Genomic DNA, 24338 nt, shown 5'->3' with positions numbered 1-24338 from the left:
GCCTACCCGCCCTGGCCATGATAAAAACAATGTGAACTTGTGAGATTAGAATAATGAACGACAAGTGTCTGCATCGTATTGTTGGATTCACCCACTCTGAAGTTACTCCTGCGAAAGACATTATCAACCATTCCGGGGTGTTATCGGGACAGTACGCATCAACGACATGGATGCACTACTCGGATGAACAGAAAGGTTTCATGTCGGGCCAATGGGAAGCTGAGGCTTGCCGAGAACAATTTCATGCCGAACAGACCGAGTTCTGCCACATCCTGTCGGGCATCGTCCGACTAACCGACGAACAGGGCAGAATGGATGAGTTCAAGGAAGGCGAGTCCTTCGTCATTCCTGTTGGCTTTTCAGGTGTTTGGGAAAACGTAGGCACCGTTAAGAAGCTTTTCGTCATAGCTTGACGATTTATCCTTGGAGTCCGGATCTCAAATGGCTCTATTCGGTGGCGCGTAGCTCACCTTTATTAGATGAATTATTACTTGGTCAATTACTTCAAAGGAGGACAGCTTTGTCAGCTTCCTTTGCTGCGCGCCCTTTGCCCGGCCTTTCAACTTGGTCCAGGTAAACCTATGCCGGACACGGTAGAACTTAAACGACAGCACTTTCAAGACTGCTAATACCAACTGACGGAAAACTCACACTCTTCAGGATGAGAGCCTGCATCCAGGCGTCGCTGCGCCTTGGTTAAGCGTTAAAAGCGAGCATAAAACAATAAAGTTGCAGCACAACCATGAGAGGAAAAACAATGAAAAGAAAACTAACAATGGCGGCGCTTCTGATACTTGCAAGCTACACCGCTCACTCTGTGGCATTTGCAGAGGAGGAATGTACATTATGCACAAACACAGAAAGTGGAACCGTCCAGGGTCATCGAGAAGACGGTGTCGTCTCCTATAAAGGCATTCCATACGCGGCTGCACCTAGAGAGGATTTGCGCTTTCGCCCACCACAGCCTGTGAAACCCTGGGATGGCATACTGGATGCCGCAGCCTACAAACCCAACTGTCCCCAGGTGAAGGACCCTCTGGAGGAATACCCGAATAAAGGGCGCACTGTAACAATGGGAGGTGAGACAGTTGAAGTTTATGATAACGAAGACTGCTTGTACCTGAATGTATGGACTCCTGCTGCCGATCAGAAAAAACGTCCCATCATGGTCTTTATCCACGGTGGTGCTTTTGTGGTAGGTAGTGCATCTTCTGACTTCTATAATGGCAAAAAACTTGCAAACCGCGATGTGGTGGTCGTTACATTCAACTACAGGCTCGGTCTTTTTGGTTTTCTGGAATTAGGTGAGCTGGACAGTCGCTACAGTGGAAGTGGTAATAACGGTCTCGGAGACCAAATCGCCGCCATCCAATGGGTGAAGCGTAACGCCTCGTCATTTGGCGGGGATCCCGACAACATCACCGTCTTCGGTGAGTCGGCGGGTAGCGCATCGGTTACGGCGCTGCTGGCCACCGAGAAGCCTGCCAATCTTTTCAAAAGAGCCATTGCCCAAAGCGGTGCGGCCAATATTATCCATTCGCCGGAAGTCGCACGACAGGCCAGCAAAGACATACTGGCTGCCGGCAAGTTCGATACCATGGACAAGCTGCTTGAATCATCCGCCGAGGAACTCTTGAGTGCACAGCAGACCGCTTACGCACAGTCCGAAATTGGCGATCGGCTGTTCGCTCCGTTTATAGACGGTCATGTCATTAAAGATAATCCAAATACCTTGATTAGCGCCGGCAACGCAAAAGGAATCAGCCTGATGGCTGGAGCGAACCAGAACGAGATGAACTATTGGTCCATCTACGACAGCAAGCTGCGAAACATGTTCACGGATGAAACGGATTTCGGCCCAGCGTCGCCCTTAATAGCCGAGCACTACCGTAAGGCCTTAGAGGACAAGCTACACGGCACATTGGACGAACGGTATTCGGCCATTATGAAAGAAACCAACCAGTCCAAACTTCGCCAGGCACAAAATGATGACTTCATCATGATTCAGCCCATGAGAAAAATGGTGGAATATCAGCAGCCGCACAATCCTAATGTATACCTCTATCGGTTCAAATGGAAAATCCCAGAGAAATATCTTCCGGCAGAAAGCCCAGACCTGGGCGCGGTCCATGCGTTAGAGATCCCTTTTGTCTTCGGTAATCTCGATTTCTCCTGGGTCCCAGGGGGCCAAAAATATAGCGAAGATCCTAATACAAATGCGAAGAAGCTCAGCGAGCAAATGATGACTGCATGGACCAACTTCGCACGTACAGGTAACCCTAACGGAAATGGAGTACCTGCCTGGCCTGAGTATGACCTGAGCCACAGACGGACCATGATCTGGGACAACTTCTCAAGCTCCACGATTGATCCGGACTCTGATCGCCGAAAACTCTGGGACCAGGAAGTATTCAATCCGCTTTGATTGGCACGGGCATCAACCAAACACTTGCCTATCACTAAAAAAATAAAAATGGTATTCACATGATCTGTAAAAAAGTACCCCTCGCAGCAACCCTCTTGGCTCTCTTTGACCCAACGCATGTGCTGGCCATGCCAATCGGCGGCGGGTTTGATCTGGGCATCGACGTAACGGCGACGAGCGATTACCGCTACTTCGGTATTTCCCAGACACAAGGAGACCCGGCCTTGCAGGTCGGAGCTACCTTGACCTCCCCGATTGGGGCTTATATAGGTACCTGGGTAACGAACGTCGACTTTGGCAGGACGGCTAAATCGAAGACGGAACAAGACTATTATGCAGGCTGGTATATCCCGATCACCGACAGTTTTTCGATTGACGTTGGTTGGCTCAAATACACCTACGACAAGAACAGTGAGTCCAACCAGGCCTCCTATTACGCCATCGCAACTTATGAAGGCCTCAAACTGACCTATCAGTACACGAATGAGCTGCTCCAAAAGGGATCTAGCAATTACACGGCATTAGCGTATGAATACCCACTGACTGATGACAGCCGGATAAATGTTCGCTATGGCATCCTGGACTACAAAGACAATCTGATCTTGTCTGGAAGTGGTAAGGCAAGATCGAAATATGCGGAATGGGAAGCCAGAGTCGAAAAGGACTATTGGGAGGCTACGTGGAGTGCAAGCCTGGTTGATACAGATTTATCAGCTACGGAGTGCACAAGCCTCTCGGGGTATGACGACCTCTGTAGCGCCGAGCTGGTATTGAGTGTCACGAAAAAATTCTAGGGTAGCGCTTATGCGCCCCTAGTTTCTTTGGACGGTAAAACTCTTATGATTTCAGGGCGGGCAACCGCCCTTTTTAGTCAAGCCAGTGAACAGCCAGGGACGTGCGTCTGATTCAAACTACCGAATTTGCAGTTTGCTCAGCGACACCAGTGAATGCCCTGCAAGAAGGGATTGAGCACTTGACCTATGAGTTGCGATTGACCTCATAGGTCAACTGGCACCATCAACGATTTGTCTTGATTCTGCTCCAGGCCCTTGTCATCTGCCGCACGATCTTATCCGGGTGAACATCGGTGACAAAAAGCGTGTCGAGGGTGCTGGCACTTGGGTAGGATGCCTTGCTATTCCTCACCGCAGGATCCATCAGCGCGTCGGCTCCGGGATTGGGATTGGCATACCCGACGTAATCGCTGACCTTGGCAATGACAGCAGGTTGCAGCAGGAAGTTAATGAAAGCGTGTGCTTCCTGGATATTCTTTGCACCAGCCGGAATCGCCAGCATGTCGAACCAAAGGCTCCCGCCTTCCTTGGGGACGACATACTCAATGTCGGTTTTCAAACCTGCTTCCTTGGCCCGAGCCTGGGCCTGGATGGCGTCGCCAGAGAATGCGGCCGCCACGCAGATATTGCCGTTAGCCAGGTCCGAGATAAACTTCGATGAATTGAAGTAAGTCACATAGGGACGCACGGCCATGAACTTGGCCTCGGCTTGTTTATAGTCATCTGGATTTTTACTATTGGGGTCCAGGCCCAGATAGAGCAACATGGAAGGAATCATTTCATCTGCCGAATCCTGGAATGAAACGCCACAAGACGCCAGCTTTTTCATGTTTTCCGGCTCAAAGAGAACAGCCCATGAGTCAATGTGATCGACCCCAAGTACCGCTTTCACCTTTTCGACGTTATAAGCAATACCACTGGTCCCCCACAAATAGGGCACACCGTATGCGTTTCCTGGGTCGTTGAGTTCAAGACGATGCATCAATACCGGATCTATATTCTTTAAATTGGGGAGCAATGCCTTGTTTAGCTTCTGAAAAGCACCGGCACCGATCAGTTTCTGCATCACATGGTTTGAAGGCACCACGACATCATAGCCGGTATTCCCGGCAAGTAATTTTGCCTCTAGAGTGTCATTGGAATCGAATACGTCATAAATCACATCTGTCTTGGTCTCGGCGGTAAAATCCGCCCGCGTCGTTTCGCCAATATAATCAGTCCAGTTGTATACATGCACGACCGATTGAGCCGCTGCCTGTTGTAAAAGGCCGAGGGCTACTATGAAGGCGACAGTTTTACTCAGTATAGAGGGTGCAAGTTTCATGAGACTCTCCTTACGCTTGAGTCAGTGTGTGTGTTGGACGGGGGAACTTATACCTAGACAAAGTCCGAGCGATCACCCGCCATACGGGCTTTTAGGTAATATTGCAGGTGCCCTGCCCAAGTCAGCGGCAGTCGACTCCAAGGTAATCCGGGTATGGTGCGGTGTTTGATGGCGGCAAAAACATCAAAATTCCTGGGGCAGCCAAGCAGTTTTTCTACAGCCAGATCGGCAGCCATACTTGCGCAGTTCATGCCATGGCCATTGAACCCTTGCAGTACCAGACGCCCGTCTTTACGTTCTCTGATATCAGGCAACTGATTGACGGTTACATCCAGCCAGCCACCCCAAATATAATCGACTTCGATAGCTGCCAACCGGGGGAATATTTTGGTCAGCTCTTTGCGTATGTGCCGCAGATCAGCTTGTCGTGGACTCTGTGTGGTACCGATCGAACAGCCGAACAGCAGACGATTATCTGTGCTCTTGCGAAAGTAGTGATTGAACGGATGCGTATCAAATATCGGTTCTTCACCAATCAACGCAGCCTCCTCCTGTCGCAATGGGCGGGTAATCAACTGATAGGTTCCGACCTTAAGCACTGCTGGGGCAAGCTGCCTTTCCAAATCACCGGTAAATGCATTGCAGGCCACGACTACCCGATCAGCAATAACCTTGCCTTCGGCCGTTGCAACTTCCCATCGACCGGACTGTTGTCGCATGCCTTCCACGCGACTGTATTCATAAAGCTTGGCGCCTATATTTTCCGCTGCCTCAGCGAGGCCAATCGTATATGCCAATGGATTGAGTTTCCCGCCGCGTGGGTCACGGAGCCCACCATAATAGGCAGGTGAAGTGACATAGGCCGTTAACGCATCGGTATCGAGTAACTGCAGATTGATGTAGTTGTAATTTCGGGCCAAATGGTCGGCTTCATCTTGAAGAGCACGATAGTGTGCCGGGCGGATCGCCGCAGTAATCTGGCCACGTTGCGCGTCACATGAAATCCCATAACGACTTACATTGCTGAATACCCGATCCACTCCCACTGCGGCCAACTTGAATAGCTTGGTGGATAATGCCATGCCGTGGCTGGCTTCAATATCTGCCAAGCGAGGGGCAAACCCGCGAATTATTTGACCTCCGTTCATGCCGGAGGCGCAGCAACCGATTTTATCTGCTTCAAGTAAAACGCAAGAAACCCCCTCCTCGGCCAAACGCAGAGCGGTACTCACTCCAGCGACTCCGCCGCCAACAATGCATACCTCTGTTTGCTGTTCTCCGATCAACTTTTCATAATGTCTGCGCTGTACGGTGGTTTCGTAAAAATTAAAAAAAGCGGTCATGACGAATCTCTATAGGGTCACCATCTGATGGGCAGTAGCTTTAAGCATTTATAGGGCAGTGCTTCGTGAACTCGCGTCCGCGCATAAACTTGGAGAATAAACGTATTCCATGTCGCCTCTCTCAAGCGCATGTATTAGTTAACACTGGAGCCTGACAGGCGACATTACGATTGCCTTCTAAAAAAACGCCCCCCCTGCCCTGTGAATTGCCGGGTCCGACCTGTCCGCTAGGTCGAGCCACATGAACAATATGACACTTTTGTTCATGTGGCAAAATTTTCTTTTGAGCTTCATTAGGGCCCTGCGCGGACGTATGACGGGGCTCAAGCGCCAGCGGGACAGGGTCCTGAGGGATCACCGTGCCGACGCAACGAGGGAGTTTGGTACGAAAACATGAGGAGTTCAGTGAGCAAAGGGATCGATGCAAGGCACCTCTTTCGCTGCCAGAGCGTGCAACAGGCGCAGGCGAAAGGGTGACTCACGCATTCGCGTTGAGCGGATAGAGCATTCGGTGATGAGCAGGCATTCGAGCGAGTGCCAGCGCGGCGACGAGGCGAAGCCAGCGACTTACGATGAGTCCTGGCGGACTAGCTGTAGATCAACACCACACGCGTCATGGAGGAACTTCGATTGGCGTAACGGCAAGGGATGCCACCGGGGATTTGGAACCCCCCCTTCGCACCGATGGTGAGCACCTCATCGCCGACCCAGATGGTCAACTCACCCTCGAGCACATATCCGCATTGCTCCGAATCCTCGGTGATGCCTCGCTCACCAAAGTCAGCACCCGGCTCGAGATGGGTCTCGAACATCACCATCTTTCCAGAGAGACTCGGCGAGACGACAAAATCCGTCACCCCGCGAGCGTACCGAAGCGATCGGCGCTCGTCTGGTTGGGTGACCCATCGCTGCAGCGGCTGCTTGGCAGGTTGCGCGAAGATCTCGATCGACACCCCCATGGCAGCCGCTATCGCTGTCAAATCTTCAACGGTCGGCTGTGACAGACCACGCTCAATTTGAGAAATGAACCCGGTAGACCTGTCGATCGCAGAGGCCAACTGACGAACTGTCATTCTCTTACGCTTTCGCAGGTCGCGGATGATGTCAGCCAAAACGGTAGCGTTGGAATTGTTCACAGTTGGAAACCTGAAAATGGGAGCACGATTATCCATATTCGGCATGAAACTTCAAAAAGGCTGAACGTCCCAGGAGCCTTGATGCAACCTGCCCCCAAGCCGCATCAAGAGGGTTGTGTCGCTCAGCATGAAAAATATTGCTTGTTTTCATGAAAAGCGCCGCCTATATTTTCATGAAAATTATAAAGTATTTTCATGGAGAGCCCCATGTTTTGCCAGTCAACCGACCACGTTTCCAGCTACTACGCCCATAGCTGCTCCGACAGACTAACGCTTCGTCCCGCGCTTGAAGGCGACCAAAGCAGTGAGGTCGTCGTTATTGGTGCAGGCTTCAGCGGCCTGCATACCGCGTTGCGCTTGGCACTGGCGGGCAAGCGGGTGACCGTTCTGGAAGCCAGTCGGGTGGCCTGGGCAGCTTCTGGAAGAAACGGAGGACAGGCCATTCTTGGGTGGTCATGTGATATGCCACCGCTTGAAGCGGCACTGGGTTACGAACGTGCGCGAAGGCTGTGGGACAGCATGCGCTGGGCTGCACGGGAGATACGCGAGCTCCCTGTTCGCCAGGGTTTTGATATCGACTATCGCCCCGGTCATCTCTGGACATCCGTGCTGAAACGACGGGTCAGCATGCTCACGGATTGGCAGCAGGAGGCGAGCCACAAGTGGGGCCACGACGGCTTGAAGTTCATCTCACGACAGAACTTGCCTGACTGGGTTGCCAGTGATCGATACCAAGCCGGGTTGCTCGATCCTGAAGGCGGTCATTTGAATCCGCTCAAACTTGCCCTGGGCCTGGCTGACGCCATTGAACAAGCCGGAGGTTCGATTCACGAACGAAGCAAGGCACTGAGTTTCCGTGAAGAAGATGGGCACTACGTCGTCTTGACAGAACGAGGGCGGATCCAGGCAGACGTACTGGTCCTGGCATGCAACGCGTATCTGGATGAGCTCTGCCCCAAGCTATCGCGCCGGGTGCTCTCGGCAGGCAGCTATCAGGTGGCGACCGCTCCGCTGCCGAAAGCAGTAGCAGCGTCGTTGATACCCTCGAATGTTTGCGTCACCGACAATCAATTTATTCTCGATTACTTCCGTCTGACTCCAGACAACCGCTTGCTCTTTGGCGGCGGTACAACTTATCTCGGCGGGTTGCCGAAGGATATCGCCGCGGCGACAAGGCCTTTCCTTGAGCGCGTATTCCCACAACTTGGAAAAGTACCTATCGAGTTTGCCTGGGGCGGTCATCTCGATTTGACATTCAACCGCACACCCGACATCGGCAAAAGTGGTCAGCTTTATTGGATGCAGGGCTACTCGGGACACGGTGTGCTGCCGACCCTGGCGGCTGCGCGTGCGGTTTCAAATGCCATCTTGGGGGACAAGGATGACCTCACGCTATACCAAGGTTTGTACAACAGGAACTTTCCGGGTGGTAAGGCTTTGGCTGCACCTATCGAAGCAATCGGCAAGACCTGGTATCGGCTGCGGGACGTGCTTTGAACGTTGCGAGAGAACTTGTCATGGATAAACAAGCCGAGATTCCCGATCTGCCAAGGCGCATCCACGAACTGCGCAAGCACAAGAAGTACACACTGGAAGATCTTGCCAGATGCATCGGTCGCTCGGTGGGTTTTGTTTCTCAGATAGAAAGAGGACTTTCCCAGCCGACGGTCGCCGATCTCACGGCAATCAGCGAAACCCTTGGGGTGCCCACGACCTATTTCTTCAACGACTCACTGCCACAGGAATCGCCATGGGTGACGCGTCCCTATGAACGCCGCACCCTTCATTACGCTAACGGCATCTCCGATATTTTGCTTTCACCGACTATGACTGCAGCGTTCTCTATGCTCGAAACGACCCTGCAACCAGGAGCCAGCAGCGGTGAGCGGCAGTTAAGTGATAGCTCAGAGCAAGGGGGTTATGTTTTGGAGGGTGAGCTGACACTGCTACTTGGTATCAGCGAAGAACAGATCGTCTTGCAGGTTGGCGATACTTTCCAGCTTCCCAGCCGGACACAATGCCGCTATTGCAACTCAAGCAAGAGCACGACCCGAATCCTTTGGATTTATACATAACAAGCAAAACACACAGAGGAATAGTTTCATGACGTCCCCCTACCCTGACCTGATGACTGAAATCAGAGATTTTCGATTACATCATCCTGACATTCGCTACGTCGATTTGATTTGCCTCGATATACCCGGCCATTTCTACGGTAAGCGATACCCAATGGACATGCTGGAAAAAGTGGCGGCAGGAGGCTCTCTTAAACTACCTCAAAACTGCATACAGCTAGGTCTGCAGGGTGGTGTCTATGAAATTGGCGATTATTTTTTCAAAGATGGCGACCCTGATGCAGAACGTCGCTTGGTACCCGGCACCCTGAAAGTCGTCAGTTGGGAAGCGCAACCACTGGGCCAGATGCTGATCACTTCTGACGGTACTGCAGCGCCGATCGTATTCGAGCCGAGGGAAGTGCTGGCAAGGGTACTCGAACGGCTTCGTGGCAAAGGCATTCATCCGGTGGTGGCATTCGAGTTGGAATTCTATCTTTTCGATAAGCATCTGCGAGATGGGCATCCACAGTATCCGCGCGATCAGCTGTGCAATGATGCGGATGATCAACCCAACATGCACATCGACCGGCTATCCCGCTTCGCCCCGGTATTGGGTGAGATGGTGGAAGCGGCTCGTTCACAAGGCGTTGATGCCACTGTCATTACCGCCGAGCATGGCCCTGGCCAATTCGAGATCAATTTCGGTCATCTCGACGATGGCCTGCGTGCCGCCGACTGGGCCGCCCTGTTCTGCCGCAGTACCCGAGGCGTGGCGCTTAAACACGGTTATCGCGCCAGTTTCATGGCCAAGCCCTACCTGCAGCACCCGGGAAGTGGCATGCATGTGCACGTGAGCGTGTATGACGAGGCGGGTTTGAATCTGCTGGCGGACGATGACCAGCGGTCACTTGGGCATGCGGTTGCGGGTTGCCTTGAGCTGCTGCCTGGTTGCATGCCTGTTTTCGCGCCGAATATAAATGCGTTACGCCGCTTTGGCGGGTCAGTCAATATCGCCAATCGGGCGAGCTGGGGTATGGAAAGTCGTGATGCCTCGCTAAGGATTCCCGACTCGGATCCACATAACCGTCGTATTGAGCATCGTCTGGCCGGGGCTGACGCTAATCCCTATCTGGTTCTGGCAGCCATTCTGGCTGGCATCGAGCATGGGTTGGAAGCCCGGCGTGAACCTATCGCGCCCGTCAATACCGATCGAAACAGTGGCGTTGAGTTCCCCTTGGACATGCTCGCATCACTTGACGGGATGCAAAGCAATCCTGACTTGCAAACTGCCTTGGGCGCAGAGTTCGTCAACGTCTATTGTGAAAACAAGCGTCAAGATCACCTCGCCTTCATGCAAGACATCAGTGCCCGGGAATATCGATGGTATCTATAAGACAGACACTCGGTCTTTCTTGAAGCACCTGACGTCAACTTATTAGCCGTACTCATGCATTGCTAAAGCCATAACACTCTCTCCAACAGCAGGTTTAATCATGAATAACGCCGTCATCAGGATAAGCACACAACAAGGACTGTCTCGCTGGCCAGACTTTGACGCCAATGTGGCGATCCGCAATAACCCCGTGCATGCCGGCTCAGTGGTCTTCGAGACGGCTACGAGTGGAATCGCTACCATCCGCACCGGCATCTGGCAGTGTGAACCCTGCATTTTAAAGGTTGAACAGACGAGCAACGAAATTTGCCTGTTGATCGAGGGCAAGGCATCCATTGTCGATGATGTCACGGGGCATACGGAAACATTCCAGGCCGGCGATGGATTCGTCCTGCGCAAGAACAGCAGAATCACCTGGGCGATCGATGAGCCCCTGAAGAAATACTACATAACCATTGAAGATTAACCTTCATCAACACCTGCTTTGAAACCGGCGAGCCTGGCAAAGTGTTTTGCCTCCTACACTGAAGTTATGAACATACTTCATCCTTACAAACCTGCTCGATCAACTTGCCCCATCAAAAGGATCACCAAGCGCCCCGGCGCGCTTCACATTCATCACCCGTAATACTTGAATATGCGATCGGGCGCTTTCGACAGTGGAAGAATCAGTGAACAACCATAAGAAAATCTTTCAATCGAGATTACCGGCCTTGCGGGAGTAACAATAAAAATGAACGTAGCCTCCAGTGCCAATAAGAATGCCTATAAGAAAGCCCTCGAGGGCGACCAGACACCCAAGCAGGTGCTGGTCAAAATCGACCGGGTCACGAAGAAGTTCGACGAGACGATTGCCGTGGACGATGTGTCCCTGGAGATCAAAAAAGGCGAGATCTTCGCCTTGCTCGGCGGTTCGGGTTCGGGCAAATCCACGTTGCTGCGCATGCTTGCCGGCTTCGAGCGGCCCACGGAGGGGCGGATTTTCCTCGACGGCGAGGACATCACCGACATGCCGCCCTATGAGCGGCCGATCAACATGATGTTCCAGTCCTACGCCTTGTTCCCGCACATGACCGTGGCGCAGAACATCGCCTTCGGCCTGCAGCAGGACAAGATCCCCAAGGCCGACATCGACGCCCGCGTGGCCGAGATGCTCAAGCTGGTGCAGATGAGCCAGTACGCCAAGCGCAAGCCGCACCAGCTCTCCGGCGGCCAGCGCCAGCGCGTGGCCCTGGCCCGTTCGCTGGCCAAGCGTCCGAAGCTGTTGCTGCTCGACGAGCCGATGGGTGCCCTGGACAAGAAGCTGCGCTCGCAAATGCAGCTTGAGCTGGTCGAGATCATCGAGCGGGTCGGCGTCACCTGCGTCATGGTGACCCACGACCAGGAAGAGGCCATGACCATGGCCGAGCGCATCGCGATCATGCACCTGGGCTGGATCGCCCAGATCGGCAGCCCGATCGACATCTACGAAACCCCGACCAGCCGACTGGTCTGCGAGTTCATCGGCAACGTCAACATCTTCGAGACCGAAGTGGTGGACGACGCCGAAGGCCACGCGGTGCTGACCTGCAAGGACCTGGACCGCAACATCTACGTGGGCCACGGCATCAGCACCTCGGTGCAGGACAAGTCGGTGACCTACGCCATTCGCCCGGAAAAACTGCTGGTGACCGTCGAGCAGCCGACCTGTGAGCACAACTGGTCCAGCGGCAAGGTCCATGACATTGCCTACCTGGGTGGGCATTCGGTGTTCTACGTCGAGCTGCCGAGCGGCAAGCTGGTGCAGTCCTTCGTCGCCAACGCCGAGCGCCGTGGCCAGCGGCCGACCTGGGGCGACCAGGTGTTCGTCTGGTGGGAAGACGACAGCGGCGTGGTGCTTCGCTCATGAACATGCGCAAATTCAAACGCCGACTCGATCGAATAACGCCCGGTGGCCGTCAACTGGTCATCGGGGTGCCCTTCATCTGGCTGTTCCTGTTCTTCATGCTGCCGTTCTTCATCGTCCTGAAGATCAGCTTCGCCGAAGCCGACGTGGCCATTCCGCCGTACACCGAGATCTACAGCTACGTCGACCAGAAGCTGCAGGTGCTGCTCAACTTCGCCAACTACGCGATGCTCAGCGAGGATGAGCTGTACATCGCCGCTTACCTGGGCTCGTTGAAGATGGCCCTGATCAGCACCGCGCTGTGCCTGCTGATCGGTTACCCGATGGCCTACGCCATCGCCAATGCCCGCAAAGAGACGCAGACGGTGCTGGTGCTGCTGATCATGATGCCGACCTGGACCGCGATCCTGATCCGCGTCTACGCGTGGATGGGCATCCTCAGCAACAACGGTCTGCTCAATGGTTTCCTGATGAGCATGGGCTGGATCAGCGAACCGCTGCAGATCCTCAACACCAACCTGGCGGTCTATATCGGCGTGGTCTACTCCTACCTGCCGTTCATGATCCTGCCGCTGTACGCCAACCTGGTCAAACATGACGCCAGCCTGCTGGAGGCCGCCTCCGACCTGGGTTCGAGCACGTTCAACAGCTTCTGGAAAATCACCGTGCCGCTGTCCAAGAACGGCATCATCGCCGGCTGCATGCTGGTATTCATTCCGGTGGTGGGCGAGTTCGTGATCCCGGAACTGCTCGGCGGTCCGGAAACCCTGATGATCGGTAAAGTGCTGTGGCAGGAATTCTTCAATAACCGTGACTGGCCGGTGGCGTCCGCCCTGGCGGTGGTGATGCTGGCGATCCTGATCGTGCCGATCATCCTGTTCAACCGCAGTCAGGCCAAAGAAATGGAGGGCAAGGAATGAAGCGCTTCAGTTTTTCAAGCCTGATGCTGGTGCTGGGATTGCTGTTCATCTACGCGCCAATGGTGATCCTGGTGATCTACTCGTTCAACGCCTCGAAACTGGTGACGGTGTGGGGCGGTTGGTCGGTCAAGTGGTACGTCGGCCTGCTGGACAACAGCCAACTGATGGGCTCGGTGCTGCGTTCGCTGGAAATCGCCTGCTACACGGCGGTGGCCGCGGTGGCCCTGGGTACGCTGGCGGCCTTCGTGCTGACCCGCATCACCCGCTTCAAAGGACGCACGCTGTTCGGCGGCCTGGTCACCGCGCCGCTGGTGATGCCGGAAGTGATCACCGGTCTGTCGCTGTTGCTGCTGTTCGTGGCCATGGCGCAGATGATCGGCTGGCCCCAGGAGCGTGGCATCGTCACGATCTGGATCGCCCACACCACGTTCTGCGCGGCCTATGTGGCGGTGGTGGTTTCGTCACGCTTGCGTGAGCTGGACCTGTCCATCGAAGAGGCGGCCATGGACCTCGGTGCGCGGCCGTGGAAGGTGTTCATCCTGATCACCATCCCGATGATCGCGCCGTCGCTGGCGGCCGGGGGCATGATGTCGTTCGCGTTGTCCTTGGACGACCTGGTGCTGGCGAGCTTCGTCTCGGGCCCGGGCTCGACGACCCTGCCGATGGAAGTGTTCTCGGCGGTGCGCCTGGGCGTGAAGCCGGAGATCAACGCCGTGGCGAGCCTGATCCTGCTGGCGGTGTCGCTGGTGACCTTCCTGGTCTGGTACTTCAGCCGCCGCGCCGAAGAAAACCGCAAGCGGGCGATCCAGCAAGCCATCGAGGAAAGTGCTGCCGATTCCTGGAAGCAGCCGGAAGTCCGTCGGGCGGTGGCTGCTGCGCAGGTCTGAAGGTGGCGGTGTGGCGAGGGAGCTTGCTTCCTTGCCACAGGTTTTTTGGTTGAACCTGAAACCGCTATCGCGAGCTCGCTCCCACAGGATCGCTACAAAGCGAACCTGAATCAGGATACAGGCCATCGCGCCCTAACGCGCACAACCTCCTACATCTGCAGGATGCCAGCACCGCTTATCGGTCTCATCATTGGATCGCTCATCAGGCGATTCCATTTGCACGCGCCTATCCAACAAAAATACTTCAGAGGCTACCTATCATGACTGACTTGTCTCGACCCGTGGCTGCTGGGCTGAAAAGGATTGAAAGCAATCAAGATCGGGCCGTCGAGCTATTGGCGACCAAAGGCTTCAGCGATGTAGGCCTACGGGAAATGACCGCCTCGCTGGAGGTGACAGCGGGCGCGTTCTATCACCACTTTTCGGGCAAGGACGAGTACTTTTCCTTCCTCATTGAGGCGCACTACGCCGACTTCCTGATGACGGTCATGCGCTCCAACAGAACAGTTCACCGCATCAGTGCAGCCATTGATGCGATCCTGCGCCTGCAAGCCCGCAGACCGTGGTATTTCAAACTCGCTGCACGTGAGGCAGACAGGCTGCTGCAGCTTCCGGGTGCCAGCGAAGTCATGTTATTGCGGCAGAAAATAAATCGGAGTTTGCTGAAGGCGTTGGGCGATCCCGAAGTTCAAGGCGATCCAGGCAGCGCCTGCCTCAACTTGCTGGAACACCTGTTGATCTGGACCGCTGACTCACATCTGCCGCCGCGCGAGCACAGAGCCGTTGTGGAGCGAGTGTTGATAGCCGGGATCATGCCGAGTGCAATGACGTCTGGCACCTAACCAGCGGGGACAGACCTGGGGCTGGAAATGACGGGGCTCAAACTCGGAAAAACTGACCTCAGACCTTGAAGCCCCCCATGAGACTGTGCTGTTTTTCCGCCAGCGCCGACAGTTCTACGCTTGCCTGAGCGACCTCATCAGCATTCCCTACGACACCACTCGCAACGAGCCCGATGCTCGTGATATTCCGGTTGATGTCTTCTGCTACAGCACTTTGCTCTTCTGCAGCACTGGCGATTTGAGCATTCATATCGCTGATGACTGAAACAGCCTGAGCGATGGTTTGCAGGGCATTTTTGGCTTCATCGGCCTGCTGCAGACTGGACTCAGTCCGATTCTGGCTTTGCTGCATGACTTGGACCACCTGCTGTGTTCCCTGCTGCAACTGAGAAATCATCAGTTGTATCTCATCAGTGGCTTGCCGTGTGCGCTGCGCAAGCTGCCTGACCTCATCGGCTACTACCGCAAAACCGCGGCCTTGATCGCCTGCCCGAGCGGCCTCGATGGCTGCGTTCAGGGCGAGCAGATTCGTCTGCTCGGCGATACCACTGATGGTTACCAGAATGGCACTTATGCTCTCGCTCTCACCGGCCAGCAGTTCAACAACTGCGACGGCCCGCTGCATCTCCTGAGCGAGCTGCAAGCTTGCATCAGCGGCGGATTGAACGATCCGTTTACCTTCTTCAGCCGCATGATCAGCATGGCTGGCTGCCTGTGCTGCCATCGTAGCGCTACGGGCTACATCCTGGGCTGTAGCCGTCATCTCGTGAACGGCAGTCGCCACCAACTCTATTTCAGCAAGTTGCCGCTGGACTTCAGAACTCGTGTCCGCGGCGATGCCTGCAGTATTCCGGGACGATTCCTTGAGACCGCTGACTGACGATGCAACCTGAGAAATCATCGACTGGAGCTTTGAAAGAAACGCATTGAAGCCACTGGCGATCGCGCCCAGTTCGTCGCCTCTATCGGAAACCAGGCGTCGGGTTAAATCGCCTTCGCCTTTAGCAATATCATCCAGCATGGCAACCATCTGGCGCATGGGATGAGCAATGCCGAAACTGATCAGCCAGATCACGGCTATACCCGCCAGCGAGACAATCAGCCCAATGATACTCATCCCCCAAATGTCGTCAGAGCGCTGCTCGCCCAACTGGATTTCCAACTTGTGCATATCGGCCATGACGACGTTCATGGGCAGGTTGAGCGTCAGTAGCCAGGGGGCTTTGGCCCCTTCGACACTAAAGGGCACTATCAAATAGAGACGGCCGTTATCGCGATCCAGTTGGAATATGCTTTGGTGGTTGGTCAATGCCTGGACCAGTCCCTGCAAGGGAGTGCCGAGTACCTCCTGGCTTGGGCTACCCAGATGCTTGTCATCGGCACTGAAACCGACAACCCGACGGTTGCTGGATAACAGCGCCATCTCTCCAGCGCCCTCGTAGAGCTCCTGGTTTGCCTGGACAATCAGTCGCTGAATGAACTCGAGCGAGAGACTAGCCCCCGCCACCCCTCGAAAATGACTATCCACCATGATCGGGGCATTGAAGCTCGACATCAAAACAGTCTTACCCGCCACTTCGTATGACGCAGGATCGATTGCACAGGGTTGCAAACTTTCCCGTGGGCACAGGTAATACTCTCCCTCGCGCACCCCGGCGGTAAGAAGATTTTGACTTTCGAGTTCGTCTCCGAGGGTGGAAAGCTGTGGAATGCCGGAGGCATCTCGATACCACCATGGCGTAAATCTGCCGGACGAATCGGTGCCTGGCGTATCGGTATGAAGCGCGTCTTGATCGAATGCTCCGGGCTCCCAAGCGGCGTAGAGATCAATCAGCTTCGGATTGTCCAGCAGAATGCCATGGGTTAGTTCGGCCATGTCCTTTCGCAGCCCAGAGGTATCGGTGCCCCCCTGCTCCCTCGCTTTACTCAAAGATGCATTGGCCAGAGCAACTGTTTTTGCAATCGTCATTGGATAAGCCAGTTCGCCTTGTATTTGAGCGACCTTTGCGACCGCTAACGACCTTAGGCGATCTTCTATCACCTTTTCCAGAAGGCTTTCAGCGCGAGTTTGCACCAGACTTTGCGTTTTGGAGCCAGCGTGTATTGCGTACATAACCAATGCGGCGACAACCGCAAGTACACTGACCCCGGCCAGCATCGCGACGGAATGCTGAATGGACTTGAACTTCATTTGAACTCCACCTAATCAACCAACAGGGCGCTAAACTGCGCCGGAAAAGAAATGCATATCGCCGAAAAGAAACCAGAGGGACAGGTGGTGTTGGGCTCCAGAGCGCATGGAGTGCAGCAAGTCACCAGTGTTGTAAACTGTTCCGCCGAGGCCTGGTGAGCGCCATCCGCTTTCAGGCTGCCACCATTCACTTTCCGAAAGTGCAATGTACAGTTCTTCAGGACTATGGTGATGCTCAGGATAAGTTATGTGTGGACTCATAACTGTTACCCCAAGAGTCAGGTTGCCGAGCGTCGCTAATCCACTCCGGCCAAAGATGATTGCATTCAGGTGACCGGCCTGGAATTCGGGCAACTCCGTCGAGAGCGGTTTTTTATACCACTCTAACGCATCGGCGATCATCGAAATGCAGCTCGCCATCGCCCCAAGCTTCTCAAAGGAACCTGCAAGCTCTTTTCCGGCTGTTTCAATAGTAGCTTTGGCCATCGCTGAATATTGACTCTCCGGCCTGCATAAAACAGCCTCATTAACGGATATGTCTAACTCTTCAAGACGAAGCCGCGTTGCAACATCCGGAACTGTTGAGCACAGATGTGAATGAATAAGGTCAACCAGGCACGTCAACTCGAAATTTAAGTCCACCGTCATTGCGCTCGGCCCTGTTTATTTACCGTTTTTGATCTTGTTCCACGTTCTGGTTTGACCCGGCTTATTGAGTGCGCTTGAAGGACAAACCACGGTTAGGCAGTTAGACAGGAATACAACGATCATCAGCGATAACGCCTGGTTACCTGAGTTTGGCAGTAGCTGGATCGAAGCACAGGAGATATCTGTCCATATCGGAAAGGTACAGCGGTGATGGTGAAGATCAGACTTCATGAGTCCTTCCTCAAGGCTGGACGTATGCCCTTATTTTTATGCAGCCACTGTGGAACGAGCCGTGAAAAAAATCAAGATTTATCATGAAAAAAAATATTGTTTTTCATATGAGACTGTTCCGTAGCCTCGAACTGCTTGCCCACGTCCTCGTCGGCGCTGGCTGCGCCATTTCCGTAAGCGTTCACGTATCTGGCTACTGGCATCACGATCGTTACGGTCGCGGCCGGGGAAACCGCAATCGGTATTGCCCCGGGCTTTCCCCCGTCCACTTCTTGAACGCGCGATGAAACGCACTCGGCTCCTGAAACCCCAACTGCTCAGCAATTTCGCTGATGCTCGCCTCGCCCTCGCGTAATCGTTCAAACGCCACGCCGCGCCGCACCTCATCTTTGATCTCCTGATACGAACAGCCTTCGCGTTCCAGTTTCCGGCGTAAGGTACTGGGGCTCAGGTGCAGCTCCAGGGCGAAGGCCTGCAAGGTCGGCCATTCGCTGTAATGGCTGTGGCGCAGACGCTGATGAATCTGAGATGCCACCCCATGCTGGTTGCGGAAGCGGATCACCAGCCATTGTGGTGCGGTGCGCAAAAACCCTTTCAGCGAGGCCAGGTCTTGAACCACCGGCAACCGCAGGTAGTGACTGGCGAATTCGATTTCGGTGTGGTTGGCACCGAAGGTCAGGTTGGGGCCCCAGAGCAACGCATCATCACGCAGCGACAAGCGCTGATGACGAAAGTCCGCACGATCGATGGGAATTCGTCTCCCGCCCAGCCAACACAACAGACTGATGATCAACACCAAAAACGTTTCTTCGCCCAACCGGCCAAGCTCGCTACTTGGCGAATGGGTCTGCAAGCTGATGACCGCACGCTTGCCGCGCACACTCAACGTACCGCGGAAATCACTCAGGAACAGGGCGAAGTTGGCCAGGCACTGACGCATGGCTTTTTCCAGCGTGGGTTCCTGAATCAACGCCCGACAGATCAAGGCAAAACTTCCCGGCGGCATACCATGGGAGTCCAACTGGAAAAATTCGTCGTTCAATTCTCGAATCTGCACCAGCCACAACGCGGCGAAAGCCGTGGCCGCCACCCGTGCCGTTGGCTGATCTATCAGTGTCGGGTCGATGCCCACCTGCTCAAGGAGTGACCGCACACGCTGCGGCTTCTCACGCAGCGCATGGATCATGGGATACATGAAGTAGACCGCCACCGAATCCGTTTCCCGCATGTTTCGAATGCCTCTCCAGTCGCATCTGCACATGGCAAAAAGCGCCATTTTTCATGAACAGTTTCGGCATAGGCCAGTGCCCCTGCTGATTCTAAACTCATGCCCAACCAAAAAGCCTATTCAGGGAACCAGATGAATCTACAGAACATTGGCGTCATCGGCGCCGGCACCATGGGCAACGGCATCGCCCAAGTCTGTGCCCTGGCCGGCCTCAACGTCATCCTGATCGACATTTCCGAGAATGCCTTGCAGAAGGCAATCGCAACTGTCGAAAAAAACCTCGATAGGCAGATCACCAAGAACACACTGTCGCAAGAGCAAAAACTCGCGGCCCTCGACAGGATTCGCACCCGTTGTGATTACACCAGCCTGCACAACGTGCAAATGGTGATTGAAGCCGCCACCGAAAATCTCGACCTGAAACTGCGCGTGCTGCAACAGATCGCGGCGCAGGTCAGTGCCGATTGTGTAATCGCTTCGAACACCTCTTCGCTGTCCATTACCCAACTCGCCGCCAGCGTCAGCCAGCCTGAGCGCTTTATCGGCCTGCACTTTTTCAACCCGGTGCCGGTCATGGGTCTGATTGAAGTGATTCGTGGCCTGCAAACCAGCGATGCCACCCACGCCCTGGCGCTGGACATGGCCACCGCGCTCGGCAAAACCGCAATCACCGCTGGCAACCGTCCGGGCTTCGTGGTCAACCGGATTCTCATACCGATGATCAATGAGGCGATCCTGGTGTTCCAGGAAGGCCTGGCCAGCGCCGATGACATCGACGCCGGCATGCGCCTGGGCTGCAACCAGCCGATCGGCCCGCTGGCGTTGGCGGACCTGATCGGCCTGGACACCGTACTGGCAATCCTTGAAGCCTTCTACGATGGCTTCAACGACAGCAAGTACCGCCCTGCTCCGCTGCTCAAGGAGATGGTCGCCGCCGGTTACCTGGGGCGCAAGACAGGGCGTGGCTTCCATGCCTATGCCTGAGCGTTGCTCACGCTTCGCCGAATACCGGGACAAGGTGCTGGAGCTCTTTGCCAGCAAGGGGTTCGGTCAGGTTGGTATGCGTGAACTCGCTACCTGCCTGGGACTCGCCCCCGGCTCGCTGTACCACCATTACCCCAGCAAGCAGCACCTGCTGCTCGACCTGATCGAAGAGTTCTATGACGAGCTGTTGACCGTACTGGGACACATCGAGCAAACCGCCCCGGCGAAACGCGACAGACTCAACCTCTTGATCCGCGAACACCTCACTCTGCATCAGGAAATGCCCTGGCACTTTCGTCTGGTAGAGCGCGACAGCCAATGTTTGACTGAAGAGCAACAGGAACGCGTCCGGCAACTTCGCGAGCAGTACGAACGCAAGCTGCTACTGGTGCTCGGCTTCCAACACCAATTAAGTGAACCGGGCCGGATGGCTGCCGGACATGCCATTGCCGCCTTGCTCAACAGCGCGCCCAGCTGGCTCACGCAATACTCATTGGATGAGCGAGAGCGCGATAATCTTATGAAGAACATGATCGGAGGCGCCATCGAGCGATTACTGTCTCCAAAAACTGGATAACGGCCAACTCGACACTCAAACCTTGAAAGCCCGTACATACGGTAAGTTGAACACTTTGATGGCGGCGAAAACCGAGTAATGCGGTCCCCGCAAACGAGGCCATCAAAGTCAGGAAGGGTGTAACTCCAGGTCGTACAGAGAATGCTGAACCTATGGCTGAAAGCGTCGTATGCCAAGTGCCTTACTCGAACACGGCGGCGAGTTTCCTGTGCCCACGCGCCACATTTCTGACGCAACTCATAGGCAAAAAAAGCCACTCATCTGAGTGGCTTTTTTCTGAATACTGGAGCGGGAAACGAGACTCGCATCTGGCGGCCGACTCATTGAAACTTAAGGGTTTTCTTTTATTGCCAAAGCAATAACGGACTCAATTCCGGCCTTGTTTCTGGGGTGTTTCAAGAGCGAAAAAGGGGTAATGCTAAACAAGGCTGTTGAATGCTGCCCAAAGCCAATGGACGAACGTTCATTAGCTGCCAGAGCCATTCTCACAGGATCAACAGGTAACTCCCTTCCGAAAAGCCGTCCCAACTTCCCCCGTCCATCAGTCAACTCATAACCGACAAATCGGCGACCACAAGCAATTCTTCAGACAGGCAAATCATGAGTATCTGTTCTGTTGCCCCTCTCCCGCTCAGGATCGATCGTCGCTCGCATCAGAGCTGATCATCCCTCCATGACACAGGTACCCTTCAGGCTAAAGCTTCAAACCAAGCTTTTCCATGGCCTCATGGGCCTCGATGATCATTCCGGATACCTCGGCGACTGTTACATGCAACTTGGTTGCCCGCGATCGCATGTGCTCGTAAGCCTGCGTCTCGGTCAGGTTCTGACGCTCGACCAGTACATGAATGGCTTTTTCGATCTGTCGCCGGGATTTTATAGTGAGCTCCAGCTTATCTATCTTTCCCTGCAACCGTTCCTGATAGCTGTACGAGGCTCTGGCAAGGACCAGCGTGCTGAGGATTCCAGAGGAACGAAACGGCTTGGAAATCACACCGTGAGCACGAGTATCGAGGAGCAACTTCAAAATAGTGGGACTTTCATAGTCGGAGAGCGCAATGAGTGCCGCCGACACCGAGGCGCCCGACCAGATTTTGTTTCCTTCCAGTTCCTGGCTGATCTGAAAGAGGATGACGTCGACGTCTGCAGGCGGCTCAGAGGGGAACGGCCATATGATCTTCACACGGCATCCGATTCTTTTAAGCTGCTGCATGACAATGTCGCGATCGTCACCAGGCGGGTAAACGAACGCAACGCAGATACTGCGCAAATCTTCATAGAGACGGCGAAGGCTGGAACTCATGGCGTCACCTCAACCAGAACTCAGAGAAACCGAAGGTGGACAGGTAAGGATCGGATTTGACCGGTCCTGAACCTTCCCATACGACGTCGAACTGCCCGTCATTGCGGCAGATGCCGATCCGTGGGGTCAGGGCGCAGTGGTTGTTTTCGGCATCAATGGCAATGGGGCCTTCCGGAGAGTCGAACGTTACCTTGTGGACGGCGTTGACCAACTTGCGCCTGTCCAGGCTGCCCGCTCGCTCCAAGGCTCGTGCAAACAGGTGAACCTGGGAATACGCCATCTCCGACCAGGTGCTGGTCGGTCGATCGCCAAAGCGTTTGCGCCAAAGCTCAATGAACCGTTGATTACTGTCGTTGGGCAGCGAACCGAAATAGGTGGCAGCGGTGATGTGACCTTCACACAACGGCGGCCCGATCAACCGGATTTCCTCTTCGGCCATGGAGAGGCTGGCAATGGGGATTTTTTTCGGATCAAGCCCATGCTCGCCATAAAGCTGATAGAAGGTGCGTGCCGATTGTCCAACCAGGGTCGAGAAGACAACGTCCGGCTGGGCATTGTGGATGTCATTCAAGACCTCCTTGAGCTGCTCTACTTCTGCCTCGATGGGCAGGTAGACCTCATCCACGATTTCGCCACCGTACTGTTCAACGACGTCCCTCATGATGCGGTTGGATTCACGCGGGTAGATATAGTCCGCGCCCACCAGAAAGAACCGGGTGCCCTTGTTTTGCAACAGGTACGCCGCGAGCTGGATGCTGTTCTGATTGGGAACGGCGCCGGTGTAGATGATGTTCGGTGAATATTCGAACCCTTCGTAGAACGAGCAATACCAAAGCAACGCATTATGGCGTTCGACGAGGGGTAGCACGGCCTTGCGACTGGAAGATCGCGAGCAACCAAAAATGACGTTGATTTCGTCTTCAATGAGCAGCTTGCTGGTCAAGCGCCGGTATTCTTCCGGAGAACCCTTGGGGTCATAGGCGGTTGGGATCAAAGGCATACCCAGCACACCGCCCAGCGCATTTATTTCTTCGATGGCAAGCGCAGTACCAAAAAAATGCTCGGACTCGGTGACGCCGGTGGCACCCGAACGCGAATACAAGATGCCGACAGGCCATCTCTGATCTTTAGTGACTGCTGTCCTGGTGCTTGGCATGACGCTCACCTATTGATCGAAAATGTCTTGTAGTTCGGTTGCGGATCTAGGGACCTGGATAGCCAGCATCAACAATATTCTGGCTTTCTGCGGACTTAGATCATTGGCGAAAATGACGCCTGCATCTTTCAACGTCATACCGCCTCCCATGAAGCCATACAAGGGCCTCACCCGCCCACGCGGTACCCGGGTGGCAACGACAACGGTGATACCCGATTCGATTGCATCCGAAATGGCTGCATACATATCGGCATTCACGTTGCCCACCCCCAGCGCCTGGATGACAACGCCTTTAGCGCCCGCCTGTACAGCCGCTTTTAATGATGCCCCGTCCGCTCCGGCATACATTGGCACGATGTCAACGCGAGCCAGGCTGTCATGCTCCAATGGCAGATGTTGTCGACGGCAAGATGAACGACAGAAGGTGACGGTATCGCCGTCCACTCTTCCGAGCAAGCCGGCATCGCCCGAGTTGAACGACTCGACGTCCGAGGTATGTGTTTTGCTGACTTCCCGAGCGGCATTGATCTGATCGTTCATGACGACCATCACTCCTTTGCCAAACGACTCAGGTTCAATGCATACCCTTGCGCCGCTCCTCAGGTTACGCGGACCATCGAAGTCCGGTTCAGACGCGTTACGTTGTGCACCGATGAGGACAACAGGCTTGCGGGACGCCAACGTCACGTCGAGAAACCATGCGGTTTCTTCAAGGGTATCGGTGCCATGGGAAACCAGCACACCCGCAATATCCTTGCGAGCCAATGCGGCATCAATCTCGTGATGAAGCTGGACCCAGCGCATCGGCCCCATTTCGACGGACGGCACATTGGACAGGTTGTTGACTTCCAGTCGCGCTATCTTCTCTATTCCTGGAACGGCCTTGATCAGGTCGCTGCCTGATAACGCTGGTATCGGGGCTGAGGTCAAGGGATCAACTTGCATGGCAATCGTTCCGCCTGTTGCGATGAACAGGAACGCAGGCAGATCGTCTGAACTGGACTGGGCCATGAG

Annotated in this window: 22 protein-coding genes and 1 pseudogene; 13 read left to right on the top strand and 10 right to left on the bottom strand. The window is 54.6% G+C overall.

Features of this window, described 5'->3' with window-relative positions; translation table 11 throughout:
* The first annotated feature begins 53 nt into the window (after window positions 1–53).
* The 3 genes from LOY67_RS11450 (at window position 54) to LOY67_RS11440 (ending at window position 3219) form a co-directional block, all read left to right on the top strand.
* A complete protein-coding gene (locus tag LOY67_RS11450; protein ID WP_265067261.1) occupies window positions 54–413 on the top strand; it encodes a cupin domain-containing protein in 360 nt (119 codons plus the stop codon).
* 344 nt (window positions 414–757) lie between these two features.
* Window positions 758–2425 (top strand): carboxylesterase/lipase family protein, encoded by a 1668-nt coding sequence (locus LOY67_RS11445; protein WP_265067260.1) that lies wholly within the window; start codon window positions 758–760, stop codon window positions 2423–2425.
* A 59-nt stretch (window positions 2426–2484) separates the two neighbouring features.
* Complete coding sequence (locus LOY67_RS11440) at window positions 2485–3219, top strand: TorF family putative porin (RefSeq protein WP_265067259.1); 735 nt, start codon at window positions 2485–2487, stop codon at window positions 3217–3219.
* A gap of 223 nt (window positions 3220–3442) precedes the next feature.
* Here the strand turns inward: LOY67_RS11440 and LOY67_RS11435 are convergent, their stop codons facing one another.
* The 3 genes from LOY67_RS11435 to LOY67_RS11425 all read right to left on the bottom strand — a co-directional run bounded on the left by LOY67_RS11435 (window position 3443) and on the right by LOY67_RS11425 (window position 7022).
* Window positions 3443–4543 (bottom strand): polyamine ABC transporter substrate-binding protein, encoded by a 1101-nt coding sequence (locus LOY67_RS11435; protein ID WP_265067258.1) that lies wholly within the window; start codon window positions 4541–4543, stop codon window positions 3443–3445.
* A gap of 53 nt (window positions 4544–4596) precedes the next feature.
* Window positions 4597–5886, bottom strand: coding sequence for an NAD(P)/FAD-dependent oxidoreductase (locus LOY67_RS11430; protein ID WP_265067257.1), 1290 nt, complete (start codon window positions 5884–5886; stop codon window positions 4597–4599).
* 587 nt (window positions 5887–6473) lie between these two features.
* Window positions 6474–7022, bottom strand: a complete 549-nt coding sequence (locus LOY67_RS11425; protein WP_265067256.1) for a helix-turn-helix domain-containing protein — start codon at window positions 7020–7022, stop codon at window positions 6474–6476.
* A 207-nt stretch (window positions 7023–7229) separates the two neighbouring features.
* On the opposite strand from LOY67_RS11425, the gene LOY67_RS11420 reads away from it, so the two are divergent.
* The 8 genes from LOY67_RS11420 to LOY67_RS11385 all read left to right on the top strand — a co-directional run bounded on the left by LOY67_RS11420 (window position 7230) and on the right by LOY67_RS11385 (window position 15006).
* Window positions 7230–8519, top strand: coding sequence for an NAD(P)/FAD-dependent oxidoreductase (locus LOY67_RS11420; RefSeq protein ID WP_265067255.1), 1290 nt, complete (start codon window positions 7230–7232; stop codon window positions 8517–8519).
* A 20-nt stretch (window positions 8520–8539) separates the two neighbouring features.
* Window positions 8540–9097, top strand: coding sequence for a helix-turn-helix domain-containing protein (locus LOY67_RS11415; RefSeq protein WP_265067254.1), 558 nt, complete (start codon window positions 8540–8542; stop codon window positions 9095–9097).
* Between the two features lie 28 nt (window positions 9098–9125).
* The gene (locus LOY67_RS11410; RefSeq protein ID WP_265067253.1) at window positions 9126–10472 is read left to right on the top strand and encodes a glutamine synthetase family protein; all 1347 of its coding nucleotides are present in this window, start codon (window positions 9126–9128) and stop codon (window positions 10470–10472) included.
* 100 nt (window positions 10473–10572) lie between these two features.
* On the top strand, window positions 10573–10938 hold the full coding sequence (locus LOY67_RS11405) for a cupin domain-containing protein (protein ID WP_265067252.1): 366 nt from the start codon (window positions 10573–10575) through the stop codon (window positions 10936–10938).
* Window positions 10939–11205: 267 nt separating this feature from the next.
* A complete protein-coding gene (locus tag LOY67_RS11400) occupies window positions 11206–12360 on the top strand; it encodes an ABC transporter ATP-binding protein (protein WP_265067251.1) in 1155 nt (384 codons plus the stop codon).
* Window positions 12357–13277 (top strand): ABC transporter permease subunit, encoded by a 921-nt coding sequence (locus LOY67_RS11395; RefSeq protein ID WP_265065129.1) that lies wholly within the window; start codon window positions 12357–12359, stop codon window positions 13275–13277. The genes LOY67_RS11400 and LOY67_RS11395 overlap by 4 nt, the downstream gene beginning before the upstream one ends.
* Window positions 13274–14164, top strand: coding sequence for an ABC transporter permease subunit (locus LOY67_RS11390; protein ID WP_265067250.1), 891 nt, complete (start codon window positions 13274–13276; stop codon window positions 14162–14164). Before LOY67_RS11395 ends, LOY67_RS11390 begins: the two co-directional genes overlap by 4 nt.
* A gap of 260 nt (window positions 14165–14424) precedes the next feature.
* Window positions 14425–15006 (top strand): TetR/AcrR family transcriptional regulator, encoded by a 582-nt coding sequence (locus tag LOY67_RS11385; protein WP_265067249.1) that lies wholly within the window; start codon window positions 14425–14427, stop codon window positions 15004–15006.
* A 58-nt stretch (window positions 15007–15064) separates the two neighbouring features.
* Here LOY67_RS11385 and LOY67_RS28455 read toward each other — a convergent pair whose 3' ends face one another.
* The 4 genes and pseudogenes from LOY67_RS28455 to LOY67_RS11370 all read right to left on the bottom strand — a co-directional run bounded on the left by LOY67_RS28455 (window position 15065) and on the right by LOY67_RS11370 (window position 19304).
* Window positions 15065–15907, bottom strand: coding sequence for a methyl-accepting chemotaxis protein (locus LOY67_RS28455; protein WP_413776209.1), 843 nt, complete (start codon window positions 15905–15907; stop codon window positions 15065–15067).
* Between the two features lie 15 nt (window positions 15908–15922).
* Window positions 15923–16045, bottom strand: a pseudogene (locus tag LOY67_RS28450) (HAMP domain-containing protein); the annotation flags it as partial.
* A 1182-nt stretch (window positions 16046–17227) separates the two neighbouring features.
* Window positions 17228–17845: a dimethylsulfoniopropionate lyase gene (locus tag LOY67_RS11375; protein ID WP_265067247.1), complete on the bottom strand. Its 618-nt coding sequence runs from the start codon at window positions 17843–17845 to the stop codon at window positions 17228–17230.
* Between the two features lie 442 nt (window positions 17846–18287).
* Entirely contained in the window at window positions 18288–19304 is a 1017-nt protein-coding gene (locus LOY67_RS11370) for an AraC family transcriptional regulator (protein WP_265067246.1), read from the bottom strand.
* A gap of 132 nt (window positions 19305–19436) precedes the next feature.
* Here LOY67_RS11370 and LOY67_RS11365 point away from each other — a divergent pair, with 132 nt between their 5' ends.
* Window positions 19437–20288 carry a 3-hydroxybutyryl-CoA dehydrogenase gene (locus tag LOY67_RS11365; RefSeq protein ID WP_265067245.1) on the top strand — a complete coding sequence of 284 codons (852 nt, stop codon included), beginning with the start codon at window positions 19437–19439 and terminating at the stop codon, window positions 20286–20288.
* Entirely contained in the window at window positions 20275–20865 is a 591-nt protein-coding gene (locus LOY67_RS11360; RefSeq protein WP_265067244.1) for a TetR/AcrR family transcriptional regulator, read from the top strand. The genes LOY67_RS11365 and LOY67_RS11360 overlap by 14 nt, the downstream gene beginning before the upstream one ends.
* 694 nt (window positions 20866–21559) lie before the next feature.
* Here the strand turns inward: LOY67_RS11360 and LOY67_RS11350 are convergent.
* From LOY67_RS11350 to LOY67_RS11340, 3 genes are read right to left on the bottom strand one after another with little or no spacing between them, the layout of a single operon-like run.
* Window positions 21560–22168, bottom strand: a complete 609-nt coding sequence (locus tag LOY67_RS11350; RefSeq protein WP_265067243.1) for an ANTAR domain-containing response regulator — start codon at window positions 22166–22168, stop codon at window positions 21560–21562.
* A gap of 4 nt (window positions 22169–22172) precedes the next feature.
* The gene (locus LOY67_RS11345) at window positions 22173–23324 is read right to left on the bottom strand and encodes a transporter substrate-binding domain-containing protein (protein WP_265067242.1); all 1152 of its coding nucleotides are present in this window, start codon (window positions 23322–23324) and stop codon (window positions 22173–22175) included.
* Window positions 23325–23333: 9 nt separating this feature from the next.
* Entirely contained in the window at window positions 23334–24335 is a 1002-nt protein-coding gene (locus LOY67_RS11340; protein WP_265067241.1) for an asparaginase, read from the bottom strand.
* Window positions 24336–24338 lie beyond the last annotated feature (3 nt).

The organism is Pseudomonas sp. B21-056 (genome assembly GCF_026016325.1).
GTDB lineage: Bacteria > Pseudomonadota > Gammaproteobacteria > Pseudomonadales > Pseudomonadaceae > Aquipseudomonas.
Note: the sequence above shows the minus strand (reverse complement) of the source record. Positions and strands in the feature narration are given on the sequence as shown.